The following is a 24,517-nucleotide window of genomic DNA, read 5'->3' as shown; positions in this document are numbered from 1 at the left end:
GGCAACGACCTGCTGCGCCACCCCGGCGCGCCCAACACGGACCGGGGGACAACCCCACCACTGGGTAGGGGCCGCACCCTCCCGTCGTGCCGTCCCGGCCGGGACGATCGCCGCATGACGTCCGATCCGGCCCCGCCCGCGGACGATCCCACGCGTGCACCTGACACCGCTGCCGACCGCCCGCTGACCTGCCGGGCCGAGCGGGAGCACTGGCAGCGGCGACTGAGCCTGCAGCGACAGCTGCACGACGGCGCCTCGCTGCGCATCTCCGCGCTCGTCCCGCAGCTCGGCGTCGTCCGCACCCGGGTGCCCGAGGCCCAGCCGGACCTCGACGCCTCCATCGAGGGCGTGCAGGACCAGTTGCACACCGTGCTCCAGGAGCTCCGCGAGATCGCCCGGGCGATCTACCCGCCGGTGCTCGACGAGGCCGGCCTCGGACCGGCGCTCCGCGACCACGCCGAGCACCTCGACGTCGCCGTCTGCGTCGACGTGGGGCCGGAGCGGTACGGCCCGGCCGTCGAGGGCGCCGCGTACTTCGCGGTCACCGGCTGCCTGGCCGCCCTCCCGCCCGGGGCGCCACCGGTCGAGGTGACCGCCCGCTGTGCGGACGACGCGCTCGTGCTCGTGATCTCCGGGGTGCCGCCCCGGCTGGCCCCCCTCGTCCTCGACCAGGTCTGCGGACTCGGGGGCGTGGTCACCACGGCCGGGGGGCCCGAGGGAGGGACGATCGAGGTGAGGATCCCGTGCGGGTAGCGCTGGCCGAGGACGGTGCCCTGTTCCGCGAGGGGCTGCTCATGCTGCTGCAGGCGGCCGGGCACGAGGTCGTGGGCTGCGTCGCCGACGGCGACGCGCTGGTCGAACTGCTCGGCGGCGTGGACGCGGACGTGGCGATCCTCGACATCCGGATGCCCCCGGAGCCCGACGGCGGCCTGGTCACCGCCGAGCGGCTGCGGGCCCTGCACCCGGACATGGGACTGCTCTTCCTGTCCCACTACGCCGAGTCGCACTACCTCATGCGCATCCTCGAGATCGGCACCGAGGCGGTCGGCTACCGGCTCAAGGAGAAGGTCGGCAGCGTCGAGGTCCTCACCGACACCCTCGGGCGGATCGCCGCCGGGGAGATCGTCATCGAGCCGGTGCTGGCCAAGCGGCTGGTCGAGCGCCCGCGCGGGGACCGCAAGGAAGTGGTCGACACCCTGTCGCCGCGGGAGCTCGACGTGCTCCGGCTGATGGCCGAGGGGCGGTCCAACACCGGCATCGCCGCCCAGCTGTTCGTCACCCCCAAGGCGGTCGAGAAGCACATCGCCAACATCTTCAGCAAGCTCGGCCTCCAGGAGGACGGCAGCGAGCACCACCGCCGGGTGCTCGCCGTCCTCACCTACCTGCGGTCCCAGCACGACCGGGCCTGACCCCCTCGGCGCACCGACCCGCGCGCACCAGCCTTGGCCCGCACCCGGAGCCCGCCTAGCGTGGCCGGCGCGGGACCGTCCGGTTCCGCGGCCGAGGGGTCGGTGGTGTGCATGGCCCGGGCGACCCGCACCCGTGCCGCACGCGGCCTGCTGGTCGTCGCCGGGGTGGCCGTCGTGCTGGCCGCCGTCGTCCAGGGCACGCGGGCGGCCGGGGTCGCGGTGCCCACCGCGCTGCTGTCCTTCGCCGCCGCTGCCGTGGTCGCCGCCGGCCTGCAGGCCCTGCTGCCCCGGTTCCTCCCCGACCCCGCCAGCCGCGCCGGGGCGACCCGGTACGCCGCACTCGCGGAGGCGGCCCGGCGCGGGCAGTCCGGCTCGCTGGACCAGGCCCTGCCCGGCCTGGCGCGGGTCGTGGCCGAGGCCACCGGGGCCTCCCGCGCCGTCGTCTGGCTCGCCGTCGGCGCGCGCCTCATGACGGCCGCGGTGCACCCACCGGCGATCGGGGCCGAGGAGGAGAGCGTGCCCGACCTCGCCGCCCTGCTGGCCCGCCCGGACACCGACTCCGCCGTCCCCGTCCTCGACGGGACGGTGCTGCGCGCCGTGCTGGCCATCCGCAAGCCGTCGGCGGTCACCGCCGCCGACCGGCAGGTCATGCAGGACGTCGCAGGCGGTGCCGCGCTGGTGCTGCGGGTCGCCGCCCTCAACGCCGAGCTCGCCGAGCGGGTGCAGCGCGCCGCCGCCCTCGCCGCGGAGCTGCACGCCTCGCGGCACCGGCTGGCCTCCGCCCGAGACTCCGAGCGGCGCCGGCTGGTCGCCGAACTGGCGTACGCGACGGGGGACCGGCTGGAGGAGCTGCGCGCCGAGGTGGCGGCGGCCCGGGCCGCCCTGGAGGACGACGGAGCCGGCCCCGACGCGGCGCGCACCGGGCTCACCCGCGCCCGGGAGCGGCTCGACGAGCTGCTCGAGCGGTTCCGCGCCGTGGCCCGCGGCGTGTACCCCGCCGTGTTGCGTGACCAGGGACCGGCCGCCGCGCTCGACGAGGTGGTCGCCGACCTGCCCCGGCCAGTGCGCACCAGCGGCGGCACGGCCGAGCGGCTGCCGTGGGAGCTGGAGTCGGGCATCTACTACGTCGCGGCGACCGCGGTCCGGGCGCTGGCCGGCCGGGCCGCCGACACGGCCCTGCTGGTGGAGCTGGAGCACGCCGCCGGCCGGATCGCGCTGCGGGTCGAGGACCCGGCTCCGCCCGTCGCCGCGGCGCACCTGGTGGAGCTGCTGGCCGACGACGCCGACCGGCTCGCCGCGCTCGGCGGGGGGATCGAGCTCGAGGTCCCCGCTGCCGGCGGACTCGTCCTCCGCGCCTGGCTGCCCGACCGGGTGGAGCCCGTCGTCGTGGAGACCGCCGGGACGGAGGTCGCGGTCCGGTGAGCCCTGGACGCCCTCAGGGCAGGACCCTCCTCGCCGGCGTGCTGACCGCCCTCCTGGTCACCGTCGTCGTCGGCAGCGTCCACCTGGCCGTGGGCGCCGGCGTCGGCCGGCTCGCGGGCACGACGGCGGCGGCGGTCGCGGCCCCCGTGGTGGCCGCGGCGACGGCGCTGCCGGCGTACGCGTGGGCCCGGCGGCTCACCGCGCGGCTGGACGCCGCCCCCCGCCTCACCGGGGGCCACGTGCTGGCCGCGCTCGCGGCCCTGCCCCGGCCGGCGTCCCGCGGCGTGCCCGACCTCGCCGACGTCGTGGCGGCCGTGGGGCAGGGGCTGGGCGCCGGGGTCTGCACGCTGACCGTGCGCCGGTCCGGGCTGCGCGACCGGGTCGCCACGTGGTCGCCCGCGGGGACGGACCCGGCCGAGGCGCGCTGGACGGTCCCCGTCCGGCACGGCGGGGAGGACGTCGGCACGCTCGCCGTCGACCGGGTGACCGTGCCCGGGACGCCCGGGGAGCGCCGGCAGGTGCTCGCCGACGTCGCCAGCAGCCTCGGGGTCGTCCTGCAGGCCGAGCGGACGGGCATCGAGCTGGAGCGGCAGCTGCGGGCTGCACTGGCGCACGCGACCGAGATCGCCGTCGCCCGCCGCCGCGCCGTCGCGGAGTCCGACAGCGAACGCCGCCGCATCGAGCGCGACCTGCACGACGGGGCCCAGCACCAGCTCGTCTCGCTCAGCCTGGCGCTCGGCCTGGTGGAGCACGGGCTCACGACCGGGCGGCTGGACCAGGCCCGCGCCGGCCTGGACTCCGTCGCGCGCCAGCTCGAGGCGGTCGCCGACCTGCTGGCGCGGACGACCGCCGGCGTCACCTCGCCGGTGCTCGCCCGCAGCGGCCTGGTCGCCGCGCTCCGGGACGAGCTCGCGCACGACGACCCACCCGTCGACCTGGACGCACCGGCCGGGCTGCGCTTCCCCGCCGGCGTGGAGGAGGCCGTCTACTTCGTCTGCCTCGAGGCGGTCAACAACAGCCGCAAGCACGCACCCGGCTCCTCCGTGAGCGTGCGCTTGGCCGCGGACGGCGACCGGCTGCACTTCGCGGTGCGCGACGACGGGCCGGGCTTCACCTCCGCACCCGGCAACCCGGGCCGGGGGATGCGCAACGTCGCCGCCCGGGTCGCCACGGTCGGCGGACAGGTCCACGTCCGATCGGCACCCGGGCGCGGTACGACGGTCGAGGGCTGGGTGCCGCTGCCCGCGCCCGCTCCCGAGCCGGTCAGGGCGACCGCCACGCCGGTCGGCCCCGGGCTGTTCGACCGGGTGCGGACCCTCGTGCGCTCGGCCCGGGACCTCTACCACGGCAGCCCGCAGGCCGAGCGCCTGCACGCCCTCGCCCGCACCCTCGACGGACCGCTGCGGATCGCCGTCGCCGGCCCGCCCGTCCCCGCCGTGGCCGCGCTGACCGAGGGGCTGGCGGCCGGCACCCCGTCGTGCAGCGTCCGCCGGGTCGACGACGGCGACCCCGGCGACGGGGCCGACGCCTGGGTCCTCGTGGCCGACGGCGAGCGGCCCGTCGACCTCCCGCCCGGAGTGCGCCCGACCCAGGCGGTGGGCGTGCTCCTCCGCGGCGACGAAGCGGCTCCGGCCGTGGCCCGCCGCTGTCAGGCGGTGGTGACCCTCCCCGCCGACGACGCGGACCCCGCCGCGGGGACGGCGGCGGTCCAGCGGCTGGTGGACCGCCGGTTGCTGTCGAGGGCAGAGGCCCTCCGGGCCCGGGAAGCCCTCGCCGAGCTCGACGCGACCCTGCAGGTCCCGCCGCCCCGGGGAGACGCCCGGCCGCTGCGCTACCAGCTCGACGCCATCCGGTCGGGCGCGCAGGAGGTCGCCGAGCTCGACCTGCTGGACGCGCTGTGCTCGGGGGAGCTGCGCGTCCCCGATGAGCAGCGGGCGGCCGCCGAGGTCCTCCTCGGCGCGGACGGGGTCGAGGCGTGGGCCCGGCTCGGGTGCGACCCCACCGCCGGCCCGGAGGACCTGGCGCGGGCCGCCGCGGAACAGCTGGCCCGCTGGCAGCGCGTCGCCGCCCACCCGGCGACCCCGGCCGTCACCCGGCGTCTCGCCGGCGCCCTCGTGCAGACCTGCGAGCGGCTGCTCGCGGCGACCGCCCGGCGCTGAGCCGGGATCCGGCCCCCGGCCGGGCCGGGGGAGGACCCCACCCGGAAGACGGGGGATCCGCGCGCCGGATCCGGGGGCCTGCTCGATCGTCCCGCCGCTCGCGCGCCGACACCCTTTCCCCATCGAGAGAGCCACCGGGACCCCAGCCCCGGCTCGAGAAGAGGAGAGGGTCATGTCCGCCTCCACCAGCACCTTCACCGCCCACCCCGTGCACACCGGCCCCCGGCCCTGCTACAAGCACACGGCCCACCGCTGGCTGGCGTACTGCGACGACTGCACCGCCTGGCACCTGGGCCGCCAGATCGCCGCCCGCGAGGCCGCCCGCACCCGCACCGCCCCCGTCCTGACGCTGGTCGTCTCCTCCGGCCGCCGTCCGGCCGCCGCGCTGCGCCCCGCCGCCTGACCCGCCCGAGTCCACCGCCCGTCCCACCCGGTGAGGAGGAAGCATGCGCCCCGCGACCGCACTGAGCGCCCTGGCGCTGGACGCCGCCCTCGCCGTCCGCGGGCTGGTGGTCGACCGGTTGCTCCGCCCGCTGCTCCCCGCCACGGGTGACGCGGCCCCCCTCTCCCCGCCCGTGGCGACCTGCCCGCACGGCTCGCGGCACACCACCCCCGTCGTGCTCGTCCACGGCTACGGCGGCACCCGTTCGACGTGGTCGCCCCTGGAGCGGCGGCTGCAGGACGCCGGTGTCACCCGCCTGCACACCATGACCTACAGCCCCTTCGCCCCCTGCGTGCCCGAGATCGCGCGCAACCTCGTCCGGGAGTGCCACGCCGCGATGGAGCGCGCCGGCACCGACGCGGTCCACCTCGTCGGGCACAGCCTCGGGGGCGTCGTCGTCCGCTACGCCGTGCAGGAGCTGGGGCTCGAGCCGCACGTCCGGACCGCCGTCACCGTCGCCTCCCCGCACAGCGGGACGCCCGCCGCGCTGCTGGTGCGCGGCGCCCTCGTCGCGTCGCTGCGGCCCGGCTCGCCGCTGCTGGCGCAGCTGCGCCGCAGGGCGCGGACGAGCTGCGTCCGCTGGGTCGCCTACTACGCCGACGCCGACCTCGTCGTCCGTCCGCGCTCCGCGCGGCTGGACGACCCCTCGCTCGGTGCCACCAACGTCCTGGTCCCCGGCGCCGGACACCTGGGGATCGTCCGGTCCCCGCTGTTCCTGGCCTCGGTCGTCGACCTGCTCACCCGCGACACCCCGCACGCCCCCGACGTCGTCGAGGTCCCCGCCGTCCTCGCCGCCTGACCGCGCCCGCCCTGCCCCTCGAAAGGTCCCGCCATGCCCGCCTTCACGTCCCGCGAGCAGGCCGTCTCGGTCTTCTCGCAGCTCTTCGAGATCCTGCTCGAGGACGGCGCCTTCCGCGCCATCATCCGCGACGAGGCGCTGTCCGTGCGCTTCGTGCACACCAAGCCCGACTTCGAGCTCCACGTCGACGCCGACGGCGTCCGGGTCGACGGACCGCCCGCCCCGACCACGCTGGCGATCAAGATGTCCTGCGACACCGCCGACGCGCTCTGGACCGGCCGGCTGCTCATGCCCATCGCGGTCGCCACCGGGAAGATCCGGATCAAGGGCAGCGTGGCCAGGGTCATCGAGTTCGTGCCGCTGCTGCGCCCGGCGTTCGACCGCTACCCCGCCCTGGCCGCCGCCGCCGGCGTGACCACCGCCGCCTGAGCGGCTCCTCGACGCACCCGACGTCCCCGCCTGCCCCACCCGAAGGAGTCCCCCCGTGCTCGACATCGCCGCCGCCGAGGTCGCCGGCCCCACGTTCACCTCCCTGCCGCCCCACGTGGAGGCCCTGCGCGACCGCGTCCGGACCTTCGCCCAGGGGCGGCTGCGCCCCGAGGTGCAGCGGCTCGACCGCGCCGACGCCGCCGACTTCGACTGGGAGCTGGTGGCCGAGGGGCACCGGCTCGGCCTCACCCGGCTGGTCATCTCCCGGCAGCACGGCGGCCTCGGCTACGGCGAGCTCGGCGTCGCGGTGGCCCTGGAGGAGCTCGCCGCGGTCGACGCGGGCTTCGCGCTGGTCTTCGGCGCCACCATGCTCGGCCAGGCCCCGCTGCTGCTGTCCGGCGACCCGACGCTGCAGGCCCGGTTCCTCCCGCTGTTCTCCGGGGACGAGCCGGTGCTCGCCTGCAACGCCATCACCGAGGACCTGGCCGGCTGCGACCTGCTCATCCCGGAGAACGCGCAGTACGCCGCCGACGTCATGCAGGCCCGCCGCGACGGCGACCACTACGTCCTCGACGGGGCCAAGAAGTTCATCACCAACGGCAAGGTCGCCGCCTACGCCACGGTCTTCGCCAACATCGAGGGCCACCCCGGGGCCAGCGCGCTGACCTGCTTCGTGGTCCCCCTGGACTCGCCGGGGGTCGAGCTCGGCGAGGTGGCGGACAAGATGGGCTACCGCACCTGCCTGGGCACGGAGATGACCTTCCGCGGCGTCCGCGTGCCCGCCGAGAACGTCATCGGCGGCGAGGGCGGCGGCGTCGTCATCAACATCCAGCAGATGAACATGGCCCGGGCCGCCGTGGCCGCGATCTCCACCGGCGTGGCCCGCGGCGCCCTGGACCTGGCCCGGCAGTGGTGCGGCGAGCGCATCCAGGGGGGCGTCCCGCTGTACCGCCACCAGTTCACCGCCCGCAAGCTCGCCGAGATGTCGACCAAGGTCGACGCCGCCCGGCTGTTGTACCTGCGGGCCGCGCACCTCGCCGACACGGAGATCCCGGCCCCCGCCTACGAGCCCGCCGTGGCGAAGCTCTTCGCCGACCGGATCGCCGTCGAGGTGGCCGAGGAGGCGATGTCCCTCATGGGCGCCCGCGGCTACGTCCGCGACTGGGGGATGGAGAAGTACCTGCGCGAGGCGCTGGGCGCCCGGATCTACGAGGGCACGCCTGAGGTGCTCGCCCTGGCGATCACCGACTCGCTGTACGCCGCGGACGACGACTTCTGAGCCGGGGAGGAGAGACGACGTGTGCACCACACCGACCAGCGGCGCCACCCGCCGCTACGCCGCCGACATCGTCGCCCTGCACGACCGGCTCAGCCACCGCCACCTGCGGGACCACCTGCCGTCGGCGGACCTGCTGCACGAGGCCGTGCGCGGGGACGGGCTGGTGACGGTCGCGGTCGCCACCGAGCACCTGCCGCACCGCTACCTGCTCGGTCTGCAGGGCTTCCGGCTGGCCCAGTACCTGCAGCTGGGCTGGGCCTGCGAGGAGGCGCTGCACCGCAGCGCCGGGTTCTGCGAGCCGCTGCAGTCCCTGCACCACGACGACGTCCACGTGGTCACCTACAGCAGCCGGACCGGGCGGGTGCTGGGCTACCTCAGCCTCACCGCCTCCGGTGACACGGAGCCGCGGGAGCTGCGCGACCCGGACCGCTCCCGGTTCCCCGTCGAGACAGCGCACCGGGTGGACGTCTTCGACTCCGTGCCGGTCCCGGACGGCGTCCGCAGCGACCAGGTGCGAGAGCTCAAGCGGTTCGTGCACTCCCGGACGCTCACCGACAAGGCGCAACGGCTGCGGGTCACCCTCGAGCTGCTGCTCGGCGCGGGCCGGACCCTGGTCGCCCTCGAACCCGCCGTCCGCGTCCTCGTCGGGGACGTCGAGGAGCAGGTCGCCCTCCGGCACCTGCTGCTCGCCGGCCTGGACGTGCACCTCATCGAGGACACCCGGCCCTGGTTGCCCGACGACGACCTGCTCCACCTGGCCTACACCCGGCGCGGCGAGGTCAAGCCGTTCGTCGCGCACGTCCCCGACCGCGCCGAGCTGGAGGGCCGGGTCGAGATGCTGGAGGCCACGCTCGCGTCCGAGGACCTCTTCGCAGCCACCGACGCGTTCTCCGGCGCCGTCCGCGGTTCGACCCAGCGCACCGCCGCCTGACCCGCCCGACGCTCGACCACCGCCCCGAGGAGCCCCCGTGTCCATCGACCCCGCCGTCGTCCGCGCCCAGGAGTTCCGGGTCGTCTTCCGCGGCTACGACGTCGAGGAGGTCGACACCTTCCTCGACTGGATCGAACAGCAGCTCGCGGCCCCGGCGGGGACCGCCGACGCCGTTCCCACCCAGCCGGCGCACGCCCATGCCTCCACCCAGGCGGTGCGGACCCTCGTGCACGCCGAGCAGGCCGCCGAGCGGATGCTCGCCGAGGCCGCCGCCGAGGCCGCCGCCATCCGGGAGCGGGCGCACGCCGAGGCGCGGGGGATCGTCGCCGACGCCCAGGCGCAGGCGACCCACCTCCTGGCCACCGCCGCCCGGCGCCCGTCGGCGGAGGCCGAGGAGCTGGTGGCCCGCGCCCAGCGACTGCGCGCCGAGCTCGACCGCCTCGGAGAGTCCGAGCGCCGGTGCCGCGAGCAGCTGGAGAGCTGGCTCGACGAGCACGGGCGGCTGTCCGCCCAGCCTCCGACGACGCCCGCCGGCCCACCGGTCGCCGGGGCCTTCCCGGGGGCCCTCGACGTGTCCCGCCGGGACACCGGCACCACGGTCCGGCGGGTGGTCACCACCCTGCCCACGGCCGCCGTCCGCTGACCCCACCCCTCCACCCCTCGAGCCGGAAGGCACCCGTCATGACCGCGACCGCCCCGGACCCCTACGACGAGCTCACCCGCCGCAACCGCGGCTTCGTGCCGCCGGCCTCGCAGCAGCGCCTCCGCGCCGCGACCGTGCTCGTGGCCGGCTGCGGCTCCACCGGCGGTGCCGCGGTCGAGCCCCTGGCCCGGCTGGGCGTGCAGTCCTTCCTGCTCGCCGACAACGGGACCTACGAGCTCAACAACCTGAACCGGCAGAGCGCCGGGCAGGCCGACATCGGGCGGAACAAGGCGGAGGTCTGTGCCCGGCACGTGCACGAGATCAACCCGCAGGCCCGCACCCGCGTGGCGACCGAGGGCGTCCAGCCCGGCACCGTCGCGGCGATGGTCGCCGCCTGCGACGTCGTCATCGACGGGGTCGACGTGACCGAGCCGGCCGGCTGGCGGGCCAAGTACGCGTTGCACGAGGCCGCCGCCGCGCTGCGCCGCCCGGTCATCTCCGGCTACGACATGGCCGGCACCCAGTACCTGCGCTTCTACGACTACCGGCCCGGTGGCGTCCCCTTCGACGGCGCGATCACCGCGGCCCAGGTCGGCTCGAGGGCGACCTGGCGCCTGCTGCGGCAGGTCGTGCCGCTGCGCGTGGTCCCGGTCGAGATGCTGGAGAGCGCCCGGGCCGCGGTGGCCACCGGCGAGGAGAGCGTCTCGCAGTTGGTCTACACCTCGATGCTGTTCGGGGCCCTGGCCTCGCGGATGGTCGTCGACGTCCTCGACGGCCGGCCGGTGCGCCGCCACACGGTGGTCGACGCGCACGCCGCGGTCCGGCCCGCGGTCGCCTCGCTGCGCGCCCGGCTGCGCAAGCCGGCCGTGCTGGCGCTGGCCCTCCGGGACCTGGCGGTCCTGGAGCGCACGACGGGCCGCCGCCGGTGATCGAGCGGTTCTCGGCGTTCACCCGCCGCACCCGCTGGCCGATCGCCGTCGTCTGGGTGCTGCTGGTCGCCGGCGGGGCCTTCCTCGCCAGCGGCCTGCCCGACCGGCTCAGCGGCGGTGGCTGGGACGTCGACGGCTCGCAGTCCGCCGCGGTCGAGGAGGCCCTGCGCGAGGGGTTCGTCGGCCGCGGCGAGAGCACCCTGACCGTCGTCGTCCACGACCGGGAGCACACCGCGGACGAGGAGCCCTTCGAGGGCCGGGTGCGCGAGGTGGTCGCCGCGGTGGCCGAGGACCCCGACCTGGAGGTCCGGAGCACGTACGGCTGGTCGACGCTGAGCCCCGAGGCGCGGGGGCCCTTCCTCGGCGGGGACCGGCGCACGGTCGTCAACGTGGTGGGCCTCGGCGTCGAGGACGGCTACGCCCGCCAGGAGCTGCCCGCGGCGCAGGAGCGCCTGCACGAGCGGTTCGCGGACGACGGCCTGGAGGTCTCCCTCGTAGGCCCGGCGTCCTTCTGGGGCGAGGTCAACGAGCTCAGCGAGGAGGGCCTGTTCCGCGCCGAGCTGATCACGCTGCCGCTCATCGTCCTCGTGGTGGTGCTGCTCTTCGGCGGCATCGTGGCGGCGCTGGTGGCCCTCGTGGTCGGCGTGACCTCGATCGTCCTGACGCTGGCCGTGCTCAGCCTGCTCGCCGGCCAGTACGAGCTGTCGCTGTTCGTGCAGAACACCGCGACCATGCTGGGCCTGGGCGTCGGCGTCGACTACTCACTGTTCGTCATCGCGCGCTTCAAGGAGGAGCTGGCGGCCGGCCGGGACGTCGAGAGCGCGATCGCCACCACGCTGCGCACCTCGGGGGAGACCGTGCTCTCCTCCGGCGTCACCGTCATCGCGGCCATGTGCACCCTGTTCCTGGTGCCGCTGGGCGTCATCGGCTCGATCGCCCTCGGCGCGGTCGTCGTCGTCGCCTTCTCGGTGTTCACCAGCGTGGTCCTGCTGCCCGTGCTCCTGCACCTGCTCGGCCCGCGCATCGACCGGTGGGTGGTCGTGGTCCGCAAGGGCACCCACCGCCGCCCGGCCGCGGCGCGGTGGGCGGCGTTCGCCGGCCGGGTCATGCGCCGGCCGGTGGCCTTCCTCGTGGTCACCGTCGCCGGGCTGCTGCTCCTCGCCGCCCCCTCGCTGGGGCTGCGCACCTTCACGCCCGACGCCCGGATCATCCCGGCGGAGGAGCCGGTGCGCGCCGGGTACACGCTCATGGAGGAGCAGTTCGGCGTCGGCTCCACCGCGCCGCTGCAGGTGCTGGTCAGCTCGCCGGAACCGCTCGGCTCGGACGACGGCCCGGCCGTCACCGACCTGCGCCGGCGGTTGCAGGAGCTGCCGGGGGTGGTCCGCGTCGACTCGGCCCTGGACGCGCTGGCCGCGGCGTCCCCGGAGGACCCGCTGGGCGCGCTGGCGGCACCGGTCCGCGAGGCGTTGCCACCGGACGCGCGGCAGACGGTCGACCACTCCGTCTCCGCGGACGGACGCCGGCTGCTGCTCAGCGTCGTCCCCGACGGCACGGCCGCGGCCGAGGGCACCCAGGAGCTGCTGGACGACGTCCGCGCCGAGGCGGCCCGCACCGAGGGCGCCGGGCTGAGCGTCGACGTGGGCGGCGAGACGGCGCAGGGGGTGGACAGCAACGACGCCATCACCCGGACGATGCCCGCGGTCGTGGCCGCGATGCTGGGCGTCATCTACCTGTTCCTGCTGGTGACCTTCCGGTCGGTCTTCCTCCCGCTGAAGGCGATCCTGATCAACCTGCTGTCGGTGGCGGCCACCTACGGCGTCCTGGTCCTCGTCTTCCAGCACGGCATCGGGGCGGACCTGCTCGGTTTCGAGCGCACCGGCTACGTGCAGAACTTCGTCCCGGTGCTGCTGCTGACGCTGCTGTTCAGCCTGAGCACCGACTACGAGGTCTTCCTGCTCAGCCGGGTCCGCGAGGACCACCGGCGGACCGGCGACGGCGTCGGCAGCGTCGCCCGGGGACTGGCCCGCACGGCACCGCTGATCTCCGGGGCGGCGCTGCTCATGGTCGTGGTGTTCGGCGCCTTCTCCTTCGCCGGCATCCTGCCGATGAAGCAGCTCGGCCTGGGCATGGCGGTCGCGATCGCGCTCGACGCCACCGTGATCCGGCTGGTCGTGGTCCCGGCCTCGATGCGGCTGATGGGCGACTGGAACTGGTGGATGCCGGGGCGCCGCGCGCCGGCGCGGCGTGCGGCGGGCCGGGGCCGCCGGTCCCACCCCGCCGCCGCCCCCGCCCAGGTGCACCGAGCAGTGCCCGCGGGGGTTGCCGCCACCTGAGGGCCACGGGTCCTCCCCACCCCGGGACGGGGGACTGCTCCATCGAATCCCGGCCGCGTTCCCAGCAGGCTCGTGAGCACCGACCAGCAGCGCCGGACCGGCGCCGGCGAGACGAGGTACGAGATGACCACCAGCACGTGCGAGGCCCCCCACCGGTCTCCGGCGACCGGCGGCGCGGCGTCGGTCCGCGTCGTCCGGCCGCGCCCGGACGACGGTTCCGACCTGGCGGACCTGGTCCGGCGGGCCGCCGACGGGGACCACGCGGCGTGGCAGACCGTCGTCGAGCGGTACAGCCGCCTGCTGTGGTCGGTGGGCCGCGGCCACCGGTTGTCCGACGCCCAGGCGGCCGACGCCGTGCAGGCCACCTGGCTGCGGCTGGTGGAGAACGTCGACGCGATCCGGGACCCCGGGCGGCTGCCCGGCTGGCTGCGGACCACCGCCCGCCGCGAGTGCCTGGACATCATCCGCCGCACCGGCCGCGAACACCTCGCGGACCCCTCCGCACAGGACTCCACCGTCGAGCCGGTCGCGGACCGGGACGACGTCGACCCGGAGGCGTTCGTGCTGCGCCGGGAGCGGGCCGACCGGGTCCGCGCCGCCGTGCGCCAGCTGCCGGAGCACTCCCAGCAGCTGCTCGAGCTGCTCCTGGCCTCCCCGCGACTGAGCTACGAGGAGATCGGAGCGCGGCTGGGCATGCCGGTCGGCAGCATCGGCCCGACCCGCGCCCGGCTGCTGGCCCGGCTGCGCACCACCCTCGCGGACACCGACCTCCGCGACGCCGCCTGACCCACCGCACCGCACCCCGAGGAGGAGCCCGTGCCAGCACGACCGCCCGCCGCCCACCGACCGGAGCCCGGGAGGCACCACGACGCCATCGTGATCGGGGGCGGCGCCGGTGGCCTCACCGCCGCCCTGACGCTGGCCCAGCAGGGCGCGCGGACGCTGCTGCTGGAGAAGAACCCCGTCGTCGGCGGGTACGCCCACGGCGACGGGGAGCAGGGCTTCTCCTGGGACCACGGCGGGCACATCCTGCTGGCCTACCGGCTGGGGTCGGCGGCCAGGCAGGTGTTCGAGCGGCTGGGCATCGACCAGCGGATCGAGATGGTCCCCGACCTGCAGACCTTCCAGTGCGTCTTCCCGGACGCCCGGACCGAGATCCCGGCCGACCTGACGATGGCCGCCGAGCGGCTGTCCCGCCAGTACCCCGCCGAGCGCGCCGGGATCACCCGGCTGCTGCTGGACATGGAGCGGATGGTCGCCGACCTGGACGCCGTGGTGCCGTCGTTCCGGATCGCCGACGTGCCCGGGCAGCGCCGGCCGCTGGACCGGGTGCTCGAGCAGTTCCAGCGCCCGTGGCTCGGGGACGCCGTCGCGCCCCTGGCCGCCCGGCTGCACCTGCCTGGACACACCCTGCTCACGTACCAGAACCGGACGCTGCAGCAGATGCTCGACGAGCACCTGCGCGACCCGGACCTCAAGGCGACGCTCTCCATGCTGTGCGTCGGGATCGGCACCGCGCCCTCGGAGCTCTCCGCGGTGATCGCGGCGGTGTTCCTGGTGCACGCGCTGCGGCCCATGTGGATGCCGACCGGCGGTTTCGGCCGGCTGGCCGAGGTGCTCCGGGAGATGTTCCTGGACGCCGGCGGGACCGTCGTGACCGGCGCCGAGGTGGAGCGGGTGCTCGTGTCGCGCGGCCGGGCCCGGGGCGCGCTGACGACCGACGGCCGGGCGTACACCGCCGACGCGGTGGTCTGCGCGTCCGACGCCCGCCGGCTCTACACGGAGCAGCTGCCGGCGGACGCCGTCCCGCGCAGGCTGCGCAGCCGCGTGCAGACCATGCCGACGACGCCGGCGTTCTTCCAGGTGCAGCTCGGGGTCGACCTCGACCTGGCCCGCCCGGAGCTGGACCTCAAGCGGCTGAACTTCGTCTACCCGTCCCGCGACGTCGACAAGGCCATGGCGAACTTCCCGATGGGCAACGTCGAGGAGGCGGCCTACTACCTCTACGTCGCCACGTTCCACCAGCCGGAGCTGGCCCCGCGCGGCATGCACTCGGTCAAGCTCGAGTGCCCGACCCGGCTCGACAGCGGCGGCATCGACTGGGACCGCGACAAGGAGGCGGTCGCCGACGTGTTCGTCCGGCGCGCCGAGGAACTGATCCCGGGCCTCCGCGAGCACGTCGTCGTCCGGCGCGTGTTCACGCCGCAGGACATGGTGCGGCGCACGGGCAACGCCGACGGTGCCTTCGCGGGGTGGGCCTTCGTCCCCGAGACGCTGACCCGGGCCCGCCCCCAGCAGCGCTCCCCGCTGCCGGGCCTCTACCTCGCCGGGCACTGGACGACGCCCAGCGCCGGGCTGCCCTGGGTGGTCCTGTCGGGCTACAACACCGCGGGCATGGTGCTCGCCGACGCCGGAGGCCACCCGCAGTGGACGCACTGACGCTCACCCCGACCGAGCAGCGCAACCTGGACACGATGGCGGCCGTCGTCCCGCAGTGGAACCGCCACGACGTCCCCGGGATCCTGGCGCACTACGACGAGCAGATCACCTGGCACGACGTGGCCCGGGGGCGCACGCTGCGGGGCAAGCAGCAGGTCGGCGACTACCTGAGGGCGCTGTTCGCCGCCGTCCCGGACCTGCGGCTGGACCTCACCACCCGGCTCCCGCACGGCGACTCGGTCGCGGAGGAGTACACGATCACCGGCACCCACCGGGGCTCGCTGTTCGGCATCCCGCCGACCGGCCGGCCGCTGCGCGTCCGGGCGGTCAGCTTCGTGCGGATGCGCGACGGCCGGCTCGCCGAGGACACCTTCTACGTCGACCTCGCCGGTGTCCTCGGCCAGATGGGCCTGTTCCCGCCGCTCGACCTGGCCGAGACCCGGTGGGGACGGGCCGGGCTGTGGGCGGCCGTCCTGCTGCGCTCACCCCGGCGTGCCCTCGCGACACGCCGGGCCCGGCCCGGCAGACGGGGACGAAGGGCCTGGTCCGGCAGCACCCCGCCGGAGGACGCTGACGGACCCCGGCCGCCCGTCTGACCCAGGAGGACCCATGCGCCACCCGGTCGTCGCCCCGCTCGTGTCCGCCTGCGTGCTCACCGCCGTCCTGGGCGGCTGCGCGGGAGCCGACGAGGCGGCGTCCGGGTCCACCGGCGGCACCGCGGCCGCGGACTCGGCGTCGGCCCCGACGTCGGGCGGAGCCGGCGGCGGGGAGCTCACGGCCCGGCTGGTCGACCCGCAGGGCCAGGAGGTGGGGGTCGCCACCCTCACCGAGGCCGAGGGCGGCACGCAGGTGGACGTCCGGGTCACCGGCCTGCCGCCGGGCTTCCACGCGTTCCACGTGCACGCCGTCGGCCGCTGCGAGCCGGACAGCGCCAACCCGGCCGACCCCTCGATGACGGGGGACTTCCTGTCGGCCGGTGGGCACATCGGTGCCGGCGAGGCCGACCACGGGGAGCACGCCGGTGACCTGCCCGTGCTGTTCGTGACCGAGGCGGGCACCGGGACCCTCACGGCCGTCACCGACGCGCTGACCCCCGACCAGCTCACCGACGAGGACGGCAGCGCGGTCATGGTGCACGCCGGCCGGGACAACTACGCGAACGTCCCCGAGCGCTACGCGCCCGGTGGCCCCGACGAGATGACGCGGAACACCGGCGACGCCGGGGGCCGCATCGCCTGCGGACCGGTCGAGGGCTGATCCGCCCGCGCCCCCGGCGCGACGGACCCCCCGATCGGCGGCCGGGCCCGGGTCTCAGGGGCCGTCCCGACCCCGACGGCTGCGGAACCCCGCGGACGACCGGGTCCCAGGAGGCTCGTACGGTCGGTCCGGGCCGCCCGGTGGACGCCGGGCGCGGGACGATCGGAGAACAGTGTGAACGCAGACGTGCCGCCGGTCGTGGAGCAGATCTACGACGAGGTCCTCCGCCGCAACCCGGGTGAGGTCGAGTTCCACCAGGCCGTCCGCGAGGTGCTCGAGTCCCTCGCCGTCGTGCTGACGCGGCACTCCGAGTACACCGAGATGAAGACCGTCCAGCGGATCTGCGAGCCCGAGCGGCAGATCATCTTCCGCGTGCCGTGGCAGGACGACCGCGGCGAGGTGCACATCAACCGGGGCTTCCGGGTGGAGTTCAACTCCGCGCTGGGCCCCTACAAGGGCGGCCTGCGGTTCCACCCGTCGGTCAACCTGAGCATCATCAAGTTCCTCGGCTTCGAGCAGATCTTCAAGAACGCGCTCACCGGGATGCCGATCGGCGGCGGCAAGGGCGGCTCGGACTTCGACCCCAAGGGCCGCTCGGACGCCGAGATCATGCGGTTCTGCCAGTCGTTCATGACCGAGCTCTACCGCCACCTCGGCGAGTACACCGACGTGCCGGCCGGCGACATCGGCGTCGGTGCCCGCGAGATCGGCTACCTGTTCGGCCAGTACAAGCGGATCACCAACCGCTACGAGTCCGGCGTGCTCACCGGCAAGGGCCTGGGCTGGGGCGGCTCGCTGGTGCGCACCGAGGCGACCGGCTACGGCGCGGCCTTCTTCGCCGACGAGATGCTCAAGGCGCGCGGTGAGTCCTTCGACGGACGGCGGGTCGTCGTCTCGGGGTCGGGCAACGTGGCCGTGTACGGCGTCGAGAAGGTGCACCAGCTCGGCGGGACGGCGGTGGCCTGCTCGGACTCCAGCGGCTACGTCGTCGACGAGAAGGGCATCGACCTCGACGTCCTCAAGCAGGTCAAGGAGGTCGAGCGCGGCCGGATCAGCGACTACGCCGACCGGGTCCCCTCGGCGGACTTCGTCGCGGGCGGCAGCATCTGGGACGTCCCGTGCGACCTGGCCATCCCCAGCGCCACGCAGAACGAGCTGGACGGCGACGCCGCGACGACGCTGGCCCGCAACGGCTGCCGGTACGTCGTCGAGGGCGCGAACATGCCCTCCACCCCGGACGCCGTGCGGGTGTTCCGCGAGGCCGGCATCGCCTTCGCCCCGGGCAAGGCGGCCAACGCCGGCGGGGTCGCCACCTCCGCGCTGGAGATGCAGCAGAACGCCTCGCGCGACCGGTGGACCTTCGAGCACACCGAGGCCCGCCTCGAGGAGGTCATGCGCGACATCCACACCCGCTGCCACGAGACGGCGGAGGAGTACGGCTCCCCGGGTGACCTCGTGCTCGGGGCCAACGTGGCGGGGTTCCTGCAGGTCGCGGAGGCGGTGCACGCCCTCGGCCTGGTCTGAGGCGCCCCCCGGGTGTGAGCTGTCGCCCCCTGTGGGCATGATGCTGGCAACGTCCTGTGGCTCGACGCACAAGGGGCGGAGGTCCCCGCTAGGGATCGCCGTCCCGGAGGAGACGACATGACATCGGTCGACGACACCCGTGAGGTGGCCGGAGCGGCCGGACCGCTCGACCTGCTGCTGACCCAGGCGGCCCAGGGCACGCTGCGGCGGCTGTCCCCGGGGAAGCCGGGGCTCAAGTTCCTGGGCGGGCTGGCGCGCCGTCCGGACCGGGTGGCCGCCCGTGGCCGCTCGCTGGCCGGTCAGCTGGTGCAGATCGCCGTCGGCACGTCCGACGTGGCCCCCTCCAAGCGGGACCGGCGCTTCGCCGACCCGGCGTGGACGGAGAACCCGCTGCTGCGCCGGCTGGTCCAGGCCTACCTGGTCTCGGGCGAGACCGCGCTGGGCCTGCTGCACGACGTGCCGCTGGAGTGGAAGGACGCCGAGCGGGTGCGCTTCGCCGGCACCAACCTGGTCGACGCGCTCGCCCCCAGCAACAACCCGCTGATCAGCCCGGTGGCGTGGAAGGCCCTCATCGACACCGCCGGGGCCAACCTCGTCCGGGGGCCGCGGAACCTGGTGCGCGACCTGGCCAGCCCGCCGCGGGTGCCGACGATGGTCGACCCGGACGCCTACGAGGTGGGCCGGGACCTCGCCGTCACCCCCGGCGCGGTCGTGCTGCGCACACCGGTCTTCGAGCTGATCCAGTACCGGCCGACGACCGAGACGGTCCGGACGGTGCCGCTGCTGATCGTGCCGCCGACGATCAACAAGTACTACGTGCTCGACCTCGCGCCCGGGCGCAGCCTGGTCGAGCACCTCGTCGGCCAGGGCCAGCAGGTCTTCATGATCTCGTGGCGCAACCCCGACGCCCGGCACCGCGACTGGGGCTTCGACACCTACGCCACGGCGATCCTCGACGCGCTCGACGCGGTCGAGGAGACCACCGGCGAGGACGCCACCCACCTGATGGGCACCTGTTCGGGCGGCATCCTGGCCAGCATGACCGCCGCCGTCCTGGCCGCGAAGGGGCGGCAGGACCGGCTGGCCAGCGTGAGCCTGCTGGTCACCGTGCTGGACCAGACGCGCGCCGGCCTGCTCGGCGCGACGATGGACGAGGACACCGCCCGGCAGGCCGTCGAGTCGTCCCGCCGCGCCGGCTACCTCGACGGGCGCAAGCTCGCCGAGGTGTTCGCCTGGCTGCGGCCCAACGACCTGATCTGGAACTACTGGGTCAACAACTACCTGCAGGGCAAGCGGCCACCGAAGTTCGACATCCTGTCCTGGAACTCCGACACCACCCGGATGACCGCCCAGCTGCACGCCGACTTCGTCGACATGGCCCTGGGCAACAAGCTGACCCGCCCCGGCAGCGTGACCCTGCTCGGCACGGAGGTGGACCTCAGCCAGGTCACCGTCGACTCCTACGTGCTGGCCGGGTCCGCGGACCACATCTGCCCGTGGCAGGCGTGCTACCGCAGCAGCCAGCTGCTCGGCGGCAAGATGCGCTTCGTGCTCTCCACCAACGGGCACATCGCGGCGCTGGTCAACCCCCCGGGCAACCCCAAGTCCAGCTACCGGGTCACCGACGACAACTCGGCCGCGGTCGAGGAGTGGACCGACACCGCCCGCACCGAGAAGGGCTCGTGGTGGCCGGACTACTCCGCGTGGCTCGGGGAACGGTCCGGCCCGGACAAGCCGGCTCCCGAGCAGCTCGGCAGCGCCCGGTTCCGCGTCCGGGAGGACGCGCCGGGCAGCTACGTCCGGGACTCGTGACGGCCGGCACCGGGACAGGGGAGACCGACGTGGAACTGGCAGAGGACATCGGCAAGGCGCTGGCCACCGACTACTTCATGCTGCGCGAGGAGTTCACGCCCGAGCAGCGGGACACCCTGCTGCGCACCCGGGCCTTCGTCGAGGACGAGGTGCTCCCGGTGATCAACGGCTACTGGGAGCGCGCGGAGTTCCCCCAGGAGCTGGTGGAGAAGCTGGGCGCGGCGGGCCTGGTCGGCGACGGCATCGAGGGCTACGGTTGCCCGCCCATGGACCACCTGTCCGCCGGCCTGGTCCACATGGAGCTCAACCGCGGCGACGGCAGCCTGGGCACCTTCCTGGGCGTCCAGGCGGGGCTGGCGATGAAGTCGATCGCCATGCTCGGCTCGGAGGAGCAGAAGCAGCGCTGGCTGCCGCCGATGGCCCGCTGCGAGGCGCTCGGCGCCTTCGCGCTCACCGAGCCCGACCACGGGTCGGACTCGATCGCCCTGGAGACCTCCGCCCGGGGGGACGGCGACTCGTACGTGATCAACGGGTCGAAGAAGTGGATCGGCAACGGCACCGTCGCCGACGTCGTCGTGGTCTGGGCCCGCGACACCGAGGACGGGCAGGTCAAGGGCTTCCTCGTCGAGAAGGGGACGCCGGGCTACCGGGCGCGCCGAATCGAGGGCAAGGGCTCGCTGCGGGCTGTGTGGCAGGCCGAGATCGAGCTCGAGGACGTGCGCGTCCCGGCCGAGAACCACCTGCCCGGCTCGCGCAGCTTCAAGGACGCCGGCGCGGTGCTGGCCACCACCCGCGGCTCCTGCGCGTGGATGGCCCTGGGCCACGCCGTCGCCGGGTACGAGGCGGCGCTGACCTACGCCGGGCGGCGCAAGCAGTTCGGCAAGCGGCTCGTGGAGTTCCAGCTCATCCAGGAGCGGCTGGTCGGGATGCTGGCCCAGGTCACCGCGATGCAGCTGTACTGCCGGCGGCTGGCCGACCTGGGGATGGCCGGCCGCGTGGAGCCCACACTGGCCGGGCTGGCCAAGGCGCACAACACCAGCACCGCCCGCGCGGTGCTCGCCGAGGCCCGCGACCTCCTCGGCGGGAACGGCATCCTGCTGGACTTCCACGTCATCCGGCACATGGCCGACATCGAGTCGATCCACACGTTCGAGGGGACCGAGACCATCCAGACCCTCATCGTCGGCCGGGACATCACCGGCGCATCGGCGTTCACGTGAGGCGCGCGGAGGTCCGCACCGTCCAGGTCGGGGAGGTGCGGCTGCGGACGTCGGTCCGCGGCTCGGGTCGGCCGCTGCTGCTCATCACCGGCCTGGGCGCCAGCCTGGAGCTGGCCGAGTCCTTCGAGCGGGAGCTGGCCGCCCGCGGCCGGCAGGTGATCAGCTTCGACGCGCCGGGCATCGGTGGCTCGACGCCGTACCGGAGTCCGCGGCGGATGCCGGGCCTGGTGCGGACGGTCTCCGGGTTGCTCGACGCCCTCGGGCTGGACGAGGTGGACGTCTTCGGCGTCTCCCTCGGCGGCGTGGTGGCCCAGCAGCTGGCCCACCAGGTACCCCATCGGGTGCGGAGCCTGGTGCTCGCGGCCACCGCCCCCGGGCTGGGCGGCATGCCGGGGGCGCCGTCGGCCCTGCTGGCGCTCACCACGCCGCGCCGGTACCGCGACCCCGAGCACTATCTGCAGGTCGCCGGGCGCATCTACGGCGGCATGGCCCGCACCGACCCGCACCGGCTGCTGCGCACCGTCATCGGCCGGGTGCGACCCCCGTCGGTGGCGGGGTACGTCGGCCAGCTCTACGCGATCACCGGGTGGAGCAGCATGCCGTGGCTGCACACCGTGCGGCACCCGACGCTGGTGATCGCGGGGGACGACGACCCGATCATCCCGCTGGTCAACGGGCGGATCCTCGCCTGGCGCATCCCGAACGCGCGGCTGCACGTCGTCCGGGGTGGGGGGCACCTGTTCATCCTCGAGCGCCCGGCCGAGATGGCCGCCCTGGTCACCGCGTTCCTCGACGACGAGCCGGTCCCGAGGACGGTCAGCGCGAGCGCGTCCAGGCCGACAGACCTCCCGCGCGGCGGAACCCCAGTGCCTCGTTGACCGCGACCATCGGCCAGTTGGACTCCGAGTTGTAGGTGCTGATCCGCCGCACCTGCGGCAGTGTCGCGGCCAGCTCGCGCAGCACCGCGACCTTGAGGCGGGTGCCCAGGCGGTGCCCGCGGTGCTCGCGCAGCACCAGCGTGGCGCCCTGCTGGGCGCGCTCGGGTTGCTCCAGCGGCACGTGCAGCTCGGTGAAGGCGACCAGCCGGCCGTCGCGGACCGCGCCGCCGGTGAGCACCGTGCGCCCGCGGGCGACGTGCGCGTCCTCGTCCTCGCGCACCCGGGCGGCGTCCCACCGCTCCTCCTCGACCGGCACGTCCCCGATCGGTGCATCGGTCGACATCCGGCGGCTGAGCAGGGCGCGGTCCTCGACGAGGGCGTCCGGCGTCCGGTCCCGCCAGGTGAGCACCTCGTAGCCCTCGTCGGCGGCGCGGGCCCCCGCCTCGATCGCCGCCAGCTGCGCCGGGTCCACCGGGAGCGCCAGGTCGCGGCGGCTCTCCTCCAGGGCGCACCTCCACCCGTGCTGCCGGGCGAACGCGCGGCCGGCGGTGTCCGCCCGGCCGCCGCGGCGATCCGACCGGCCTCCTCGAGCAGCGCGCTGCCGACCCCCCGGCGGCGGGCGTCCGGGTGCACCGCCAGGTCGACGTACGCGACGGTCGTGTTGTCGCGCACCGGCAGGAGCAGCCGCAGCGCGCCGACGACGGCGCCGCCGGCGACCGCGGCGCGGTGGGTGCCGTCCACCGAGCCGCCCGGCGCGACCAGGCGGCGTCCCAGGGCCACGTGGTCGCGCGCCGGCCGCGGCAGCTCGTCCGGGCGGTCGGCGCGCTGGGTCGCCGCCCAGACCTCGCACCAGTCGAGGAAGCCCGCGCCGTCGGGGGAGATCTCCAGGATCCGCACGTCCTCGTTCCAGCGACGGGCGCAACGCGTTTCCGGTCAGGGGCCCAGGCCTGCGTCCTCCCGACCGGCCGCTCCGAGGGGTCCGGTTCCGCAGCACAGCACGGATGCGGTCAGCCCGGGGCGCCAGGAGTCGGCGGAAGCGGTGGCCGAGGTGTGCGTTCCGGCGCGCCGACCCTGCACAGACCCGGCTCGAACCTCCCGGGCTGCACCGGCGGGCACGGGCGGGTGCTGCCGCCGGCGCTAGCGTGGACGGGTGGGGATCGAGATCGAGCCGGCGACGAGGACCCGGTTCGACGACGTCGCGACGATGCTCGGTCCCAAGAACCCGGCCTCCAACGTCTGCTGGTGCCTCAGCCACCGACTCGACTCGAGGACCAACCGGGAGCTCGTCGGACCGGCACGCCGGGAGTACGTCCGCGAACTGACCGGCCGCCCGACCGCCCCGGGAGTGCTCGCGTACGACGGCGGCGAGGTGGTCGGCTGGGCCGCGGTCGCGCCGCGCGCGGAGCTGCCCTTCGAGCGCTCCAGGAAGATCCCCCACGTCGACGACCTGCCCGTGTGGTCCCTGTGGTGCATCCGTGTGCGTCCGGGTCATCGCGGCAGGGGCATCGCCCACGCGCTCGTCCGTGGGGCGGTGGACTACGCCGCGTCCGAGGGCGCCCCCGCCGTCGAGGGCTACCCGGTCGACAACGAGGGCCGGAAGGTCGACCCCACCATGGCGTTCGTCGGCACGCGCAGCCTGTTCGAGAAGGCCGGGTTCACCAAGGCCGCGGACACCGACGCCGTCGCAGGCGGGTTCCCCCGGGTCCTGATGCGCCGCGTCCTCGCCTGAGGTCGCGCCGGCCCTTGTCTGCCGTACCGGCCGGCGGGACCCTCGGGCGTATGGAGGGGTCCGACGAGCGGGCCGCCCAGGAGCACGCCGCGCGGGCGCGTGCGGGGTTCGAGCGTGCCCAGGTCGAGCAGGCCCAGGTCTCCGAGCGGATCCGGCAGCACATCCGAGCCCACCAGGAACGGCGGCGGACGATCGCCGACGCGGTGGCCTCGACCGAGAACCGGCTCGCCGCCTCGTTCCACGGCATGGCCGAGGCAGCCCGACGGGAGGGCCGCCTCGACGATGCGCGGCGGCTGGAGAGCGCGGTCGCGGCGGCGCTGCGCGGCGCCGCGCACGAACGGGAGCAGGCGGGTCGGTGGTCGCCGGAGGCCGGGCCCGGAGAGCCCGACCGGGCCGAGTCCGGGGACGACTTCTGGGCCGCGGCCGGCCGCGCCCGGGACGAGGCGACCCGGTTGCGGGACGAGGCGGCCCGGCGGCGGGACGAGGCGGCCCGGCGGCGGGACGAGGCGGCCCGGCTGCGGGACGAGGCGGCGCGGCGGCGGGACGAGATGGCGGCGGAGCGTGACCGGCGGGCCGCGGCCCGAGCCAGGGCCATGGAGCGCCGGGACGCGGACGCCGAGCAGCGGCAGGCGCCGGGGGAGGGGCGCGAGGAGGACCGTCGGCCAGCTGCGGCCGACCGGGCTGCCGATGCGACCGACCGCCTCGAAGCGGTGCGGGACCGAGCGGCGGCGGCCCGGGATCGCGAGAACGCCCGCGCCGATCGCGAAGCGGCCGCTCGCGACCGAGCCTCGGCAGAGGCAGACCGCGAACAGGACGACATCGATCGTCAGACCCGGGACTACCGGCCCGGCTGACGGCGGCCGATCCGCGGGGGCGACACGCC

At 75.4% G+C, this 24,517-nt stretch carries 23 protein-coding genes and 1 pseudogene; 22 read left to right on the top strand and 2 right to left on the bottom strand.

The annotated features are described in order from the left end of the window. The first annotated feature begins 114 nt into the window (after positions 1–114). From ACU610_RS08905 to ACU610_RS08810, 20 genes are all read left to right on the top strand, one after another. Positions 115–753, top strand: a complete 639-nt coding sequence (locus ACU610_RS08905) for a sensor histidine kinase (RefSeq protein ID WP_446767347.1) — start codon at positions 115–117, stop codon at positions 751–753. After that, entirely contained in the window at positions 744–1,409 is a 666-nt protein-coding gene (locus ACU610_RS08900) for a response regulator transcription factor (protein ID WP_446767346.1), read from the top strand. The genes ACU610_RS08905 and ACU610_RS08900 overlap by 10 nt, the downstream gene beginning before the upstream one ends. A gap of 111 nt (positions 1,410–1,520) precedes the next feature. Then, the gene (locus ACU610_RS08895; protein WP_446767345.1) at positions 1,521–2,831 is read left to right on the top strand and encodes a hypothetical protein; all 1,311 of its coding nucleotides are present in this window, start codon (positions 1,521–1,523) and stop codon (positions 2,829–2,831) included. A gap of 38 nt (positions 2,832–2,869) precedes the next feature. Then, positions 2,870–4,990 (top strand): sensor histidine kinase, encoded by a 2,121-nt coding sequence (locus tag ACU610_RS08890; protein ID WP_446767344.1) that lies wholly within the window; start codon positions 2,870–2,872, stop codon positions 4,988–4,990. A gap of 172 nt (positions 4,991–5,162) precedes the next feature. Then, the gene (locus ACU610_RS08885) at positions 5,163–5,393 is read left to right on the top strand and encodes a hypothetical protein (protein ID WP_446767343.1); all 231 of its coding nucleotides are present in this window, start codon (positions 5,163–5,165) and stop codon (positions 5,391–5,393) included. 43 nt (positions 5,394–5,436) lie between these two features. Continuing rightward, the gene (locus tag ACU610_RS08880; RefSeq protein ID WP_446767342.1) at positions 5,437–6,231 is read left to right on the top strand and encodes a lipase family alpha/beta hydrolase; all 795 of its coding nucleotides are present in this window, start codon (positions 5,437–5,439) and stop codon (positions 6,229–6,231) included. A 33-nt stretch (positions 6,232–6,264) separates the two neighbouring features. Then, positions 6,265–6,660, top strand: a complete 396-nt coding sequence (locus ACU610_RS08875; RefSeq protein ID WP_446767341.1) for a hypothetical protein — start codon at positions 6,265–6,267, stop codon at positions 6,658–6,660. Between the two features lie 55 nt (positions 6,661–6,715). After that, on the top strand, positions 6,716–7,939 hold the full coding sequence (locus ACU610_RS08870; protein ID WP_446767340.1) for an acyl-CoA dehydrogenase family protein: 1,224 nt from the start codon (positions 6,716–6,718) through the stop codon (positions 7,937–7,939). A 19-nt stretch (positions 7,940–7,958) separates the two neighbouring features. Then, the gene (locus tag ACU610_RS08865) at positions 7,959–8,870 is read left to right on the top strand and encodes a hypothetical protein (protein WP_446767339.1); all 912 of its coding nucleotides are present in this window, start codon (positions 7,959–7,961) and stop codon (positions 8,868–8,870) included. A gap of 37 nt (positions 8,871–8,907) precedes the next feature. Further along, positions 8,908–9,513 carry a DivIVA domain-containing protein gene (locus ACU610_RS08860; protein ID WP_446767338.1) on the top strand — a complete coding sequence of 202 codons (606 nt, stop codon included), beginning with the start codon at positions 8,908–8,910 and terminating at the stop codon, positions 9,511–9,513. A gap of 38 nt (positions 9,514–9,551) precedes the next feature. Next, the gene (locus ACU610_RS08855) at positions 9,552–10,442 is read left to right on the top strand and encodes a HesA/MoeB/ThiF family protein (RefSeq protein ID WP_446767337.1); all 891 of its coding nucleotides are present in this window, start codon (positions 9,552–9,554) and stop codon (positions 10,440–10,442) included. Continuing rightward, a complete protein-coding gene (locus ACU610_RS08850; RefSeq protein ID WP_446767336.1) occupies positions 10,439–12,775 on the top strand; it encodes an MMPL family transporter in 2,337 nt (778 codons plus the stop codon). Before ACU610_RS08855 ends, ACU610_RS08850 begins: the two co-directional genes overlap by 4 nt. Positions 12,776–12,847: 72 nt before the next feature. Further along, positions 12,848–13,561 carry an RNA polymerase sigma factor gene (locus tag ACU610_RS08845; RefSeq protein ID WP_446767335.1) on the top strand — a complete coding sequence of 238 codons (714 nt, stop codon included), beginning with the start codon at positions 12,848–12,850 and terminating at the stop codon, positions 13,559–13,561. A 30-nt stretch (positions 13,562–13,591) separates the two neighbouring features. Continuing rightward, positions 13,592–15,214 (top strand): phytoene desaturase family protein, encoded by a 1,623-nt coding sequence (locus ACU610_RS08840; RefSeq protein WP_446767334.1) that lies wholly within the window; start codon positions 13,592–13,594, stop codon positions 15,212–15,214. Then, positions 15,202–15,810: an ester cyclase gene (locus ACU610_RS08835; RefSeq protein ID WP_446767333.1), complete on the top strand. Its 609-nt coding sequence runs from the start codon at positions 15,202–15,204 to the stop codon at positions 15,808–15,810. Before ACU610_RS08840 ends, ACU610_RS08835 begins: the two co-directional genes overlap by 13 nt. Before the next feature lie 13 nt (positions 15,811–15,823). Then, on the top strand, positions 15,824–16,471 hold the full coding sequence (locus ACU610_RS08830) for a superoxide dismutase family protein (RefSeq protein ID WP_446767332.1): 648 nt from the start codon (positions 15,824–15,826) through the stop codon (positions 16,469–16,471). A gap of 174 nt (positions 16,472–16,645) precedes the next feature. Then, positions 16,646–17,995 (top strand): NADP-specific glutamate dehydrogenase, encoded by a 1,350-nt coding sequence (gene gdhA / locus ACU610_RS08825; protein WP_446767331.1) that lies wholly within the window; start codon positions 16,646–16,648, stop codon positions 17,993–17,995. A 117-nt stretch (positions 17,996–18,112) separates the two neighbouring features. Then, positions 18,113–19,807 carry a PHA/PHB synthase family protein gene (locus ACU610_RS08820; protein ID WP_446767330.1) on the top strand — a complete coding sequence of 565 codons (1,695 nt, stop codon included), beginning with the start codon at positions 18,113–18,115 and terminating at the stop codon, positions 19,805–19,807. Positions 19,808–19,836: 29 nt separating this feature from the next. Continuing rightward, positions 19,837–21,027, top strand: coding sequence for an acyl-CoA dehydrogenase family protein (locus ACU610_RS08815; protein ID WP_446767329.1), 1,191 nt, complete (start codon positions 19,837–19,839; stop codon positions 21,025–21,027). After that, on the top strand, positions 21,024–21,905 hold the full coding sequence (locus ACU610_RS08810; RefSeq protein WP_446767328.1) for an alpha/beta fold hydrolase: 882 nt from the start codon (positions 21,024–21,026) through the stop codon (positions 21,903–21,905). The genes ACU610_RS08815 and ACU610_RS08810 overlap by 4 nt, the downstream gene beginning before the upstream one ends. Here ACU610_RS08810 and ACU610_RS08805 read toward each other — a convergent pair. After that, positions 21,844–22,377, bottom strand: a complete 534-nt coding sequence (locus ACU610_RS08805; RefSeq protein ID WP_446767327.1) for a GNAT family N-acetyltransferase — start codon at positions 22,375–22,377, stop codon at positions 21,844–21,846. The two genes, ACU610_RS08810 and ACU610_RS08805, sit on opposite strands and share 62 nt — an antisense overlap. Before the next feature lie 98 nt (positions 22,378–22,475). Then, positions 22,476–22,646, bottom strand: a pseudogene (locus ACU610_RS08800) (GNAT family N-acetyltransferase); the annotation flags it as partial. A 409-nt stretch (positions 22,647–23,055) separates the two neighbouring features. Between ACU610_RS08800 and ACU610_RS08795 the strand changes: the two are divergent. Together ACU610_RS08795 and ACU610_RS08790 are read left to right on the top strand one after the other, a co-directional pair. Next, positions 23,056–23,634, top strand: a complete 579-nt coding sequence (locus ACU610_RS08795) for a GNAT family N-acetyltransferase (RefSeq protein WP_446767326.1) — start codon at positions 23,056–23,058, stop codon at positions 23,632–23,634. 50 nt (positions 23,635–23,684) lie between these two features. After that, the gene (locus tag ACU610_RS08790; RefSeq protein ID WP_446767325.1) at positions 23,685–24,488 is read left to right on the top strand and encodes a hypothetical protein; all 804 of its coding nucleotides are present in this window, start codon (positions 23,685–23,687) and stop codon (positions 24,486–24,488) included. The last annotated feature ends 29 nt before the right edge of the window (positions 24,489–24,517 follow it).

This window comes from Geodermatophilus sp. URMC 61 (assembly GCF_052931555.1).
This window is presented reverse-complemented; position numbering and strand designations above follow the sequence as displayed.

Excerpts from the sequence above, each read along its gene's own strand:
- ACU610_RS08875 (WP_446767341.1), top strand. The coding sequence starts at position 6,265 with ATGCCCGCCTTCACGTCCCGCGAGCAGGCCGTCTCGGTCTTCTCGCAG.
- ACU610_RS08905 (WP_446767347.1), top strand. The coding sequence starts at position 115 with ATGACGTCCGATCCGGCCCCGCCCGCGGACGATCCCACGCGTGCACCT.
- ACU610_RS08855 (WP_446767337.1), top strand. The coding sequence starts at position 9,552 with ATGACCGCGACCGCCCCGGACCCCTACGACGAGCTCACCCGCCGCAAC.
- ACU610_RS08820 (WP_446767330.1), top strand. The coding sequence starts at position 18,113 with ATGACATCGGTCGACGACACCCGTGAGGTGGCCGGAGCGGCCGGACCG.
- ACU610_RS08880 (WP_446767342.1), top strand. The coding sequence starts at position 5,437 with ATGCGCCCCGCGACCGCACTGAGCGCCCTGGCGCTGGACGCCGCCCTC.
- ACU610_RS08885 (WP_446767343.1), top strand. The coding sequence starts at position 5,163 with ATGTCCGCCTCCACCAGCACCTTCACCGCCCACCCCGTGCACACCGGC.
- ACU610_RS08895 (WP_446767345.1), top strand. The coding sequence starts at position 1,521 with ATGGCCCGGGCGACCCGCACCCGTGCCGCACGCGGCCTGCTGGTCGTC.
- ACU610_RS08830 (WP_446767332.1), top strand. The coding sequence starts at position 15,824 with ATGCGCCACCCGGTCGTCGCCCCGCTCGTGTCCGCCTGCGTGCTCACC.
- ACU610_RS08790 (WP_446767325.1), top strand. The coding sequence starts at position 23,685 with ATGGAGGGGTCCGACGAGCGGGCCGCCCAGGAGCACGCCGCGCGGGCG.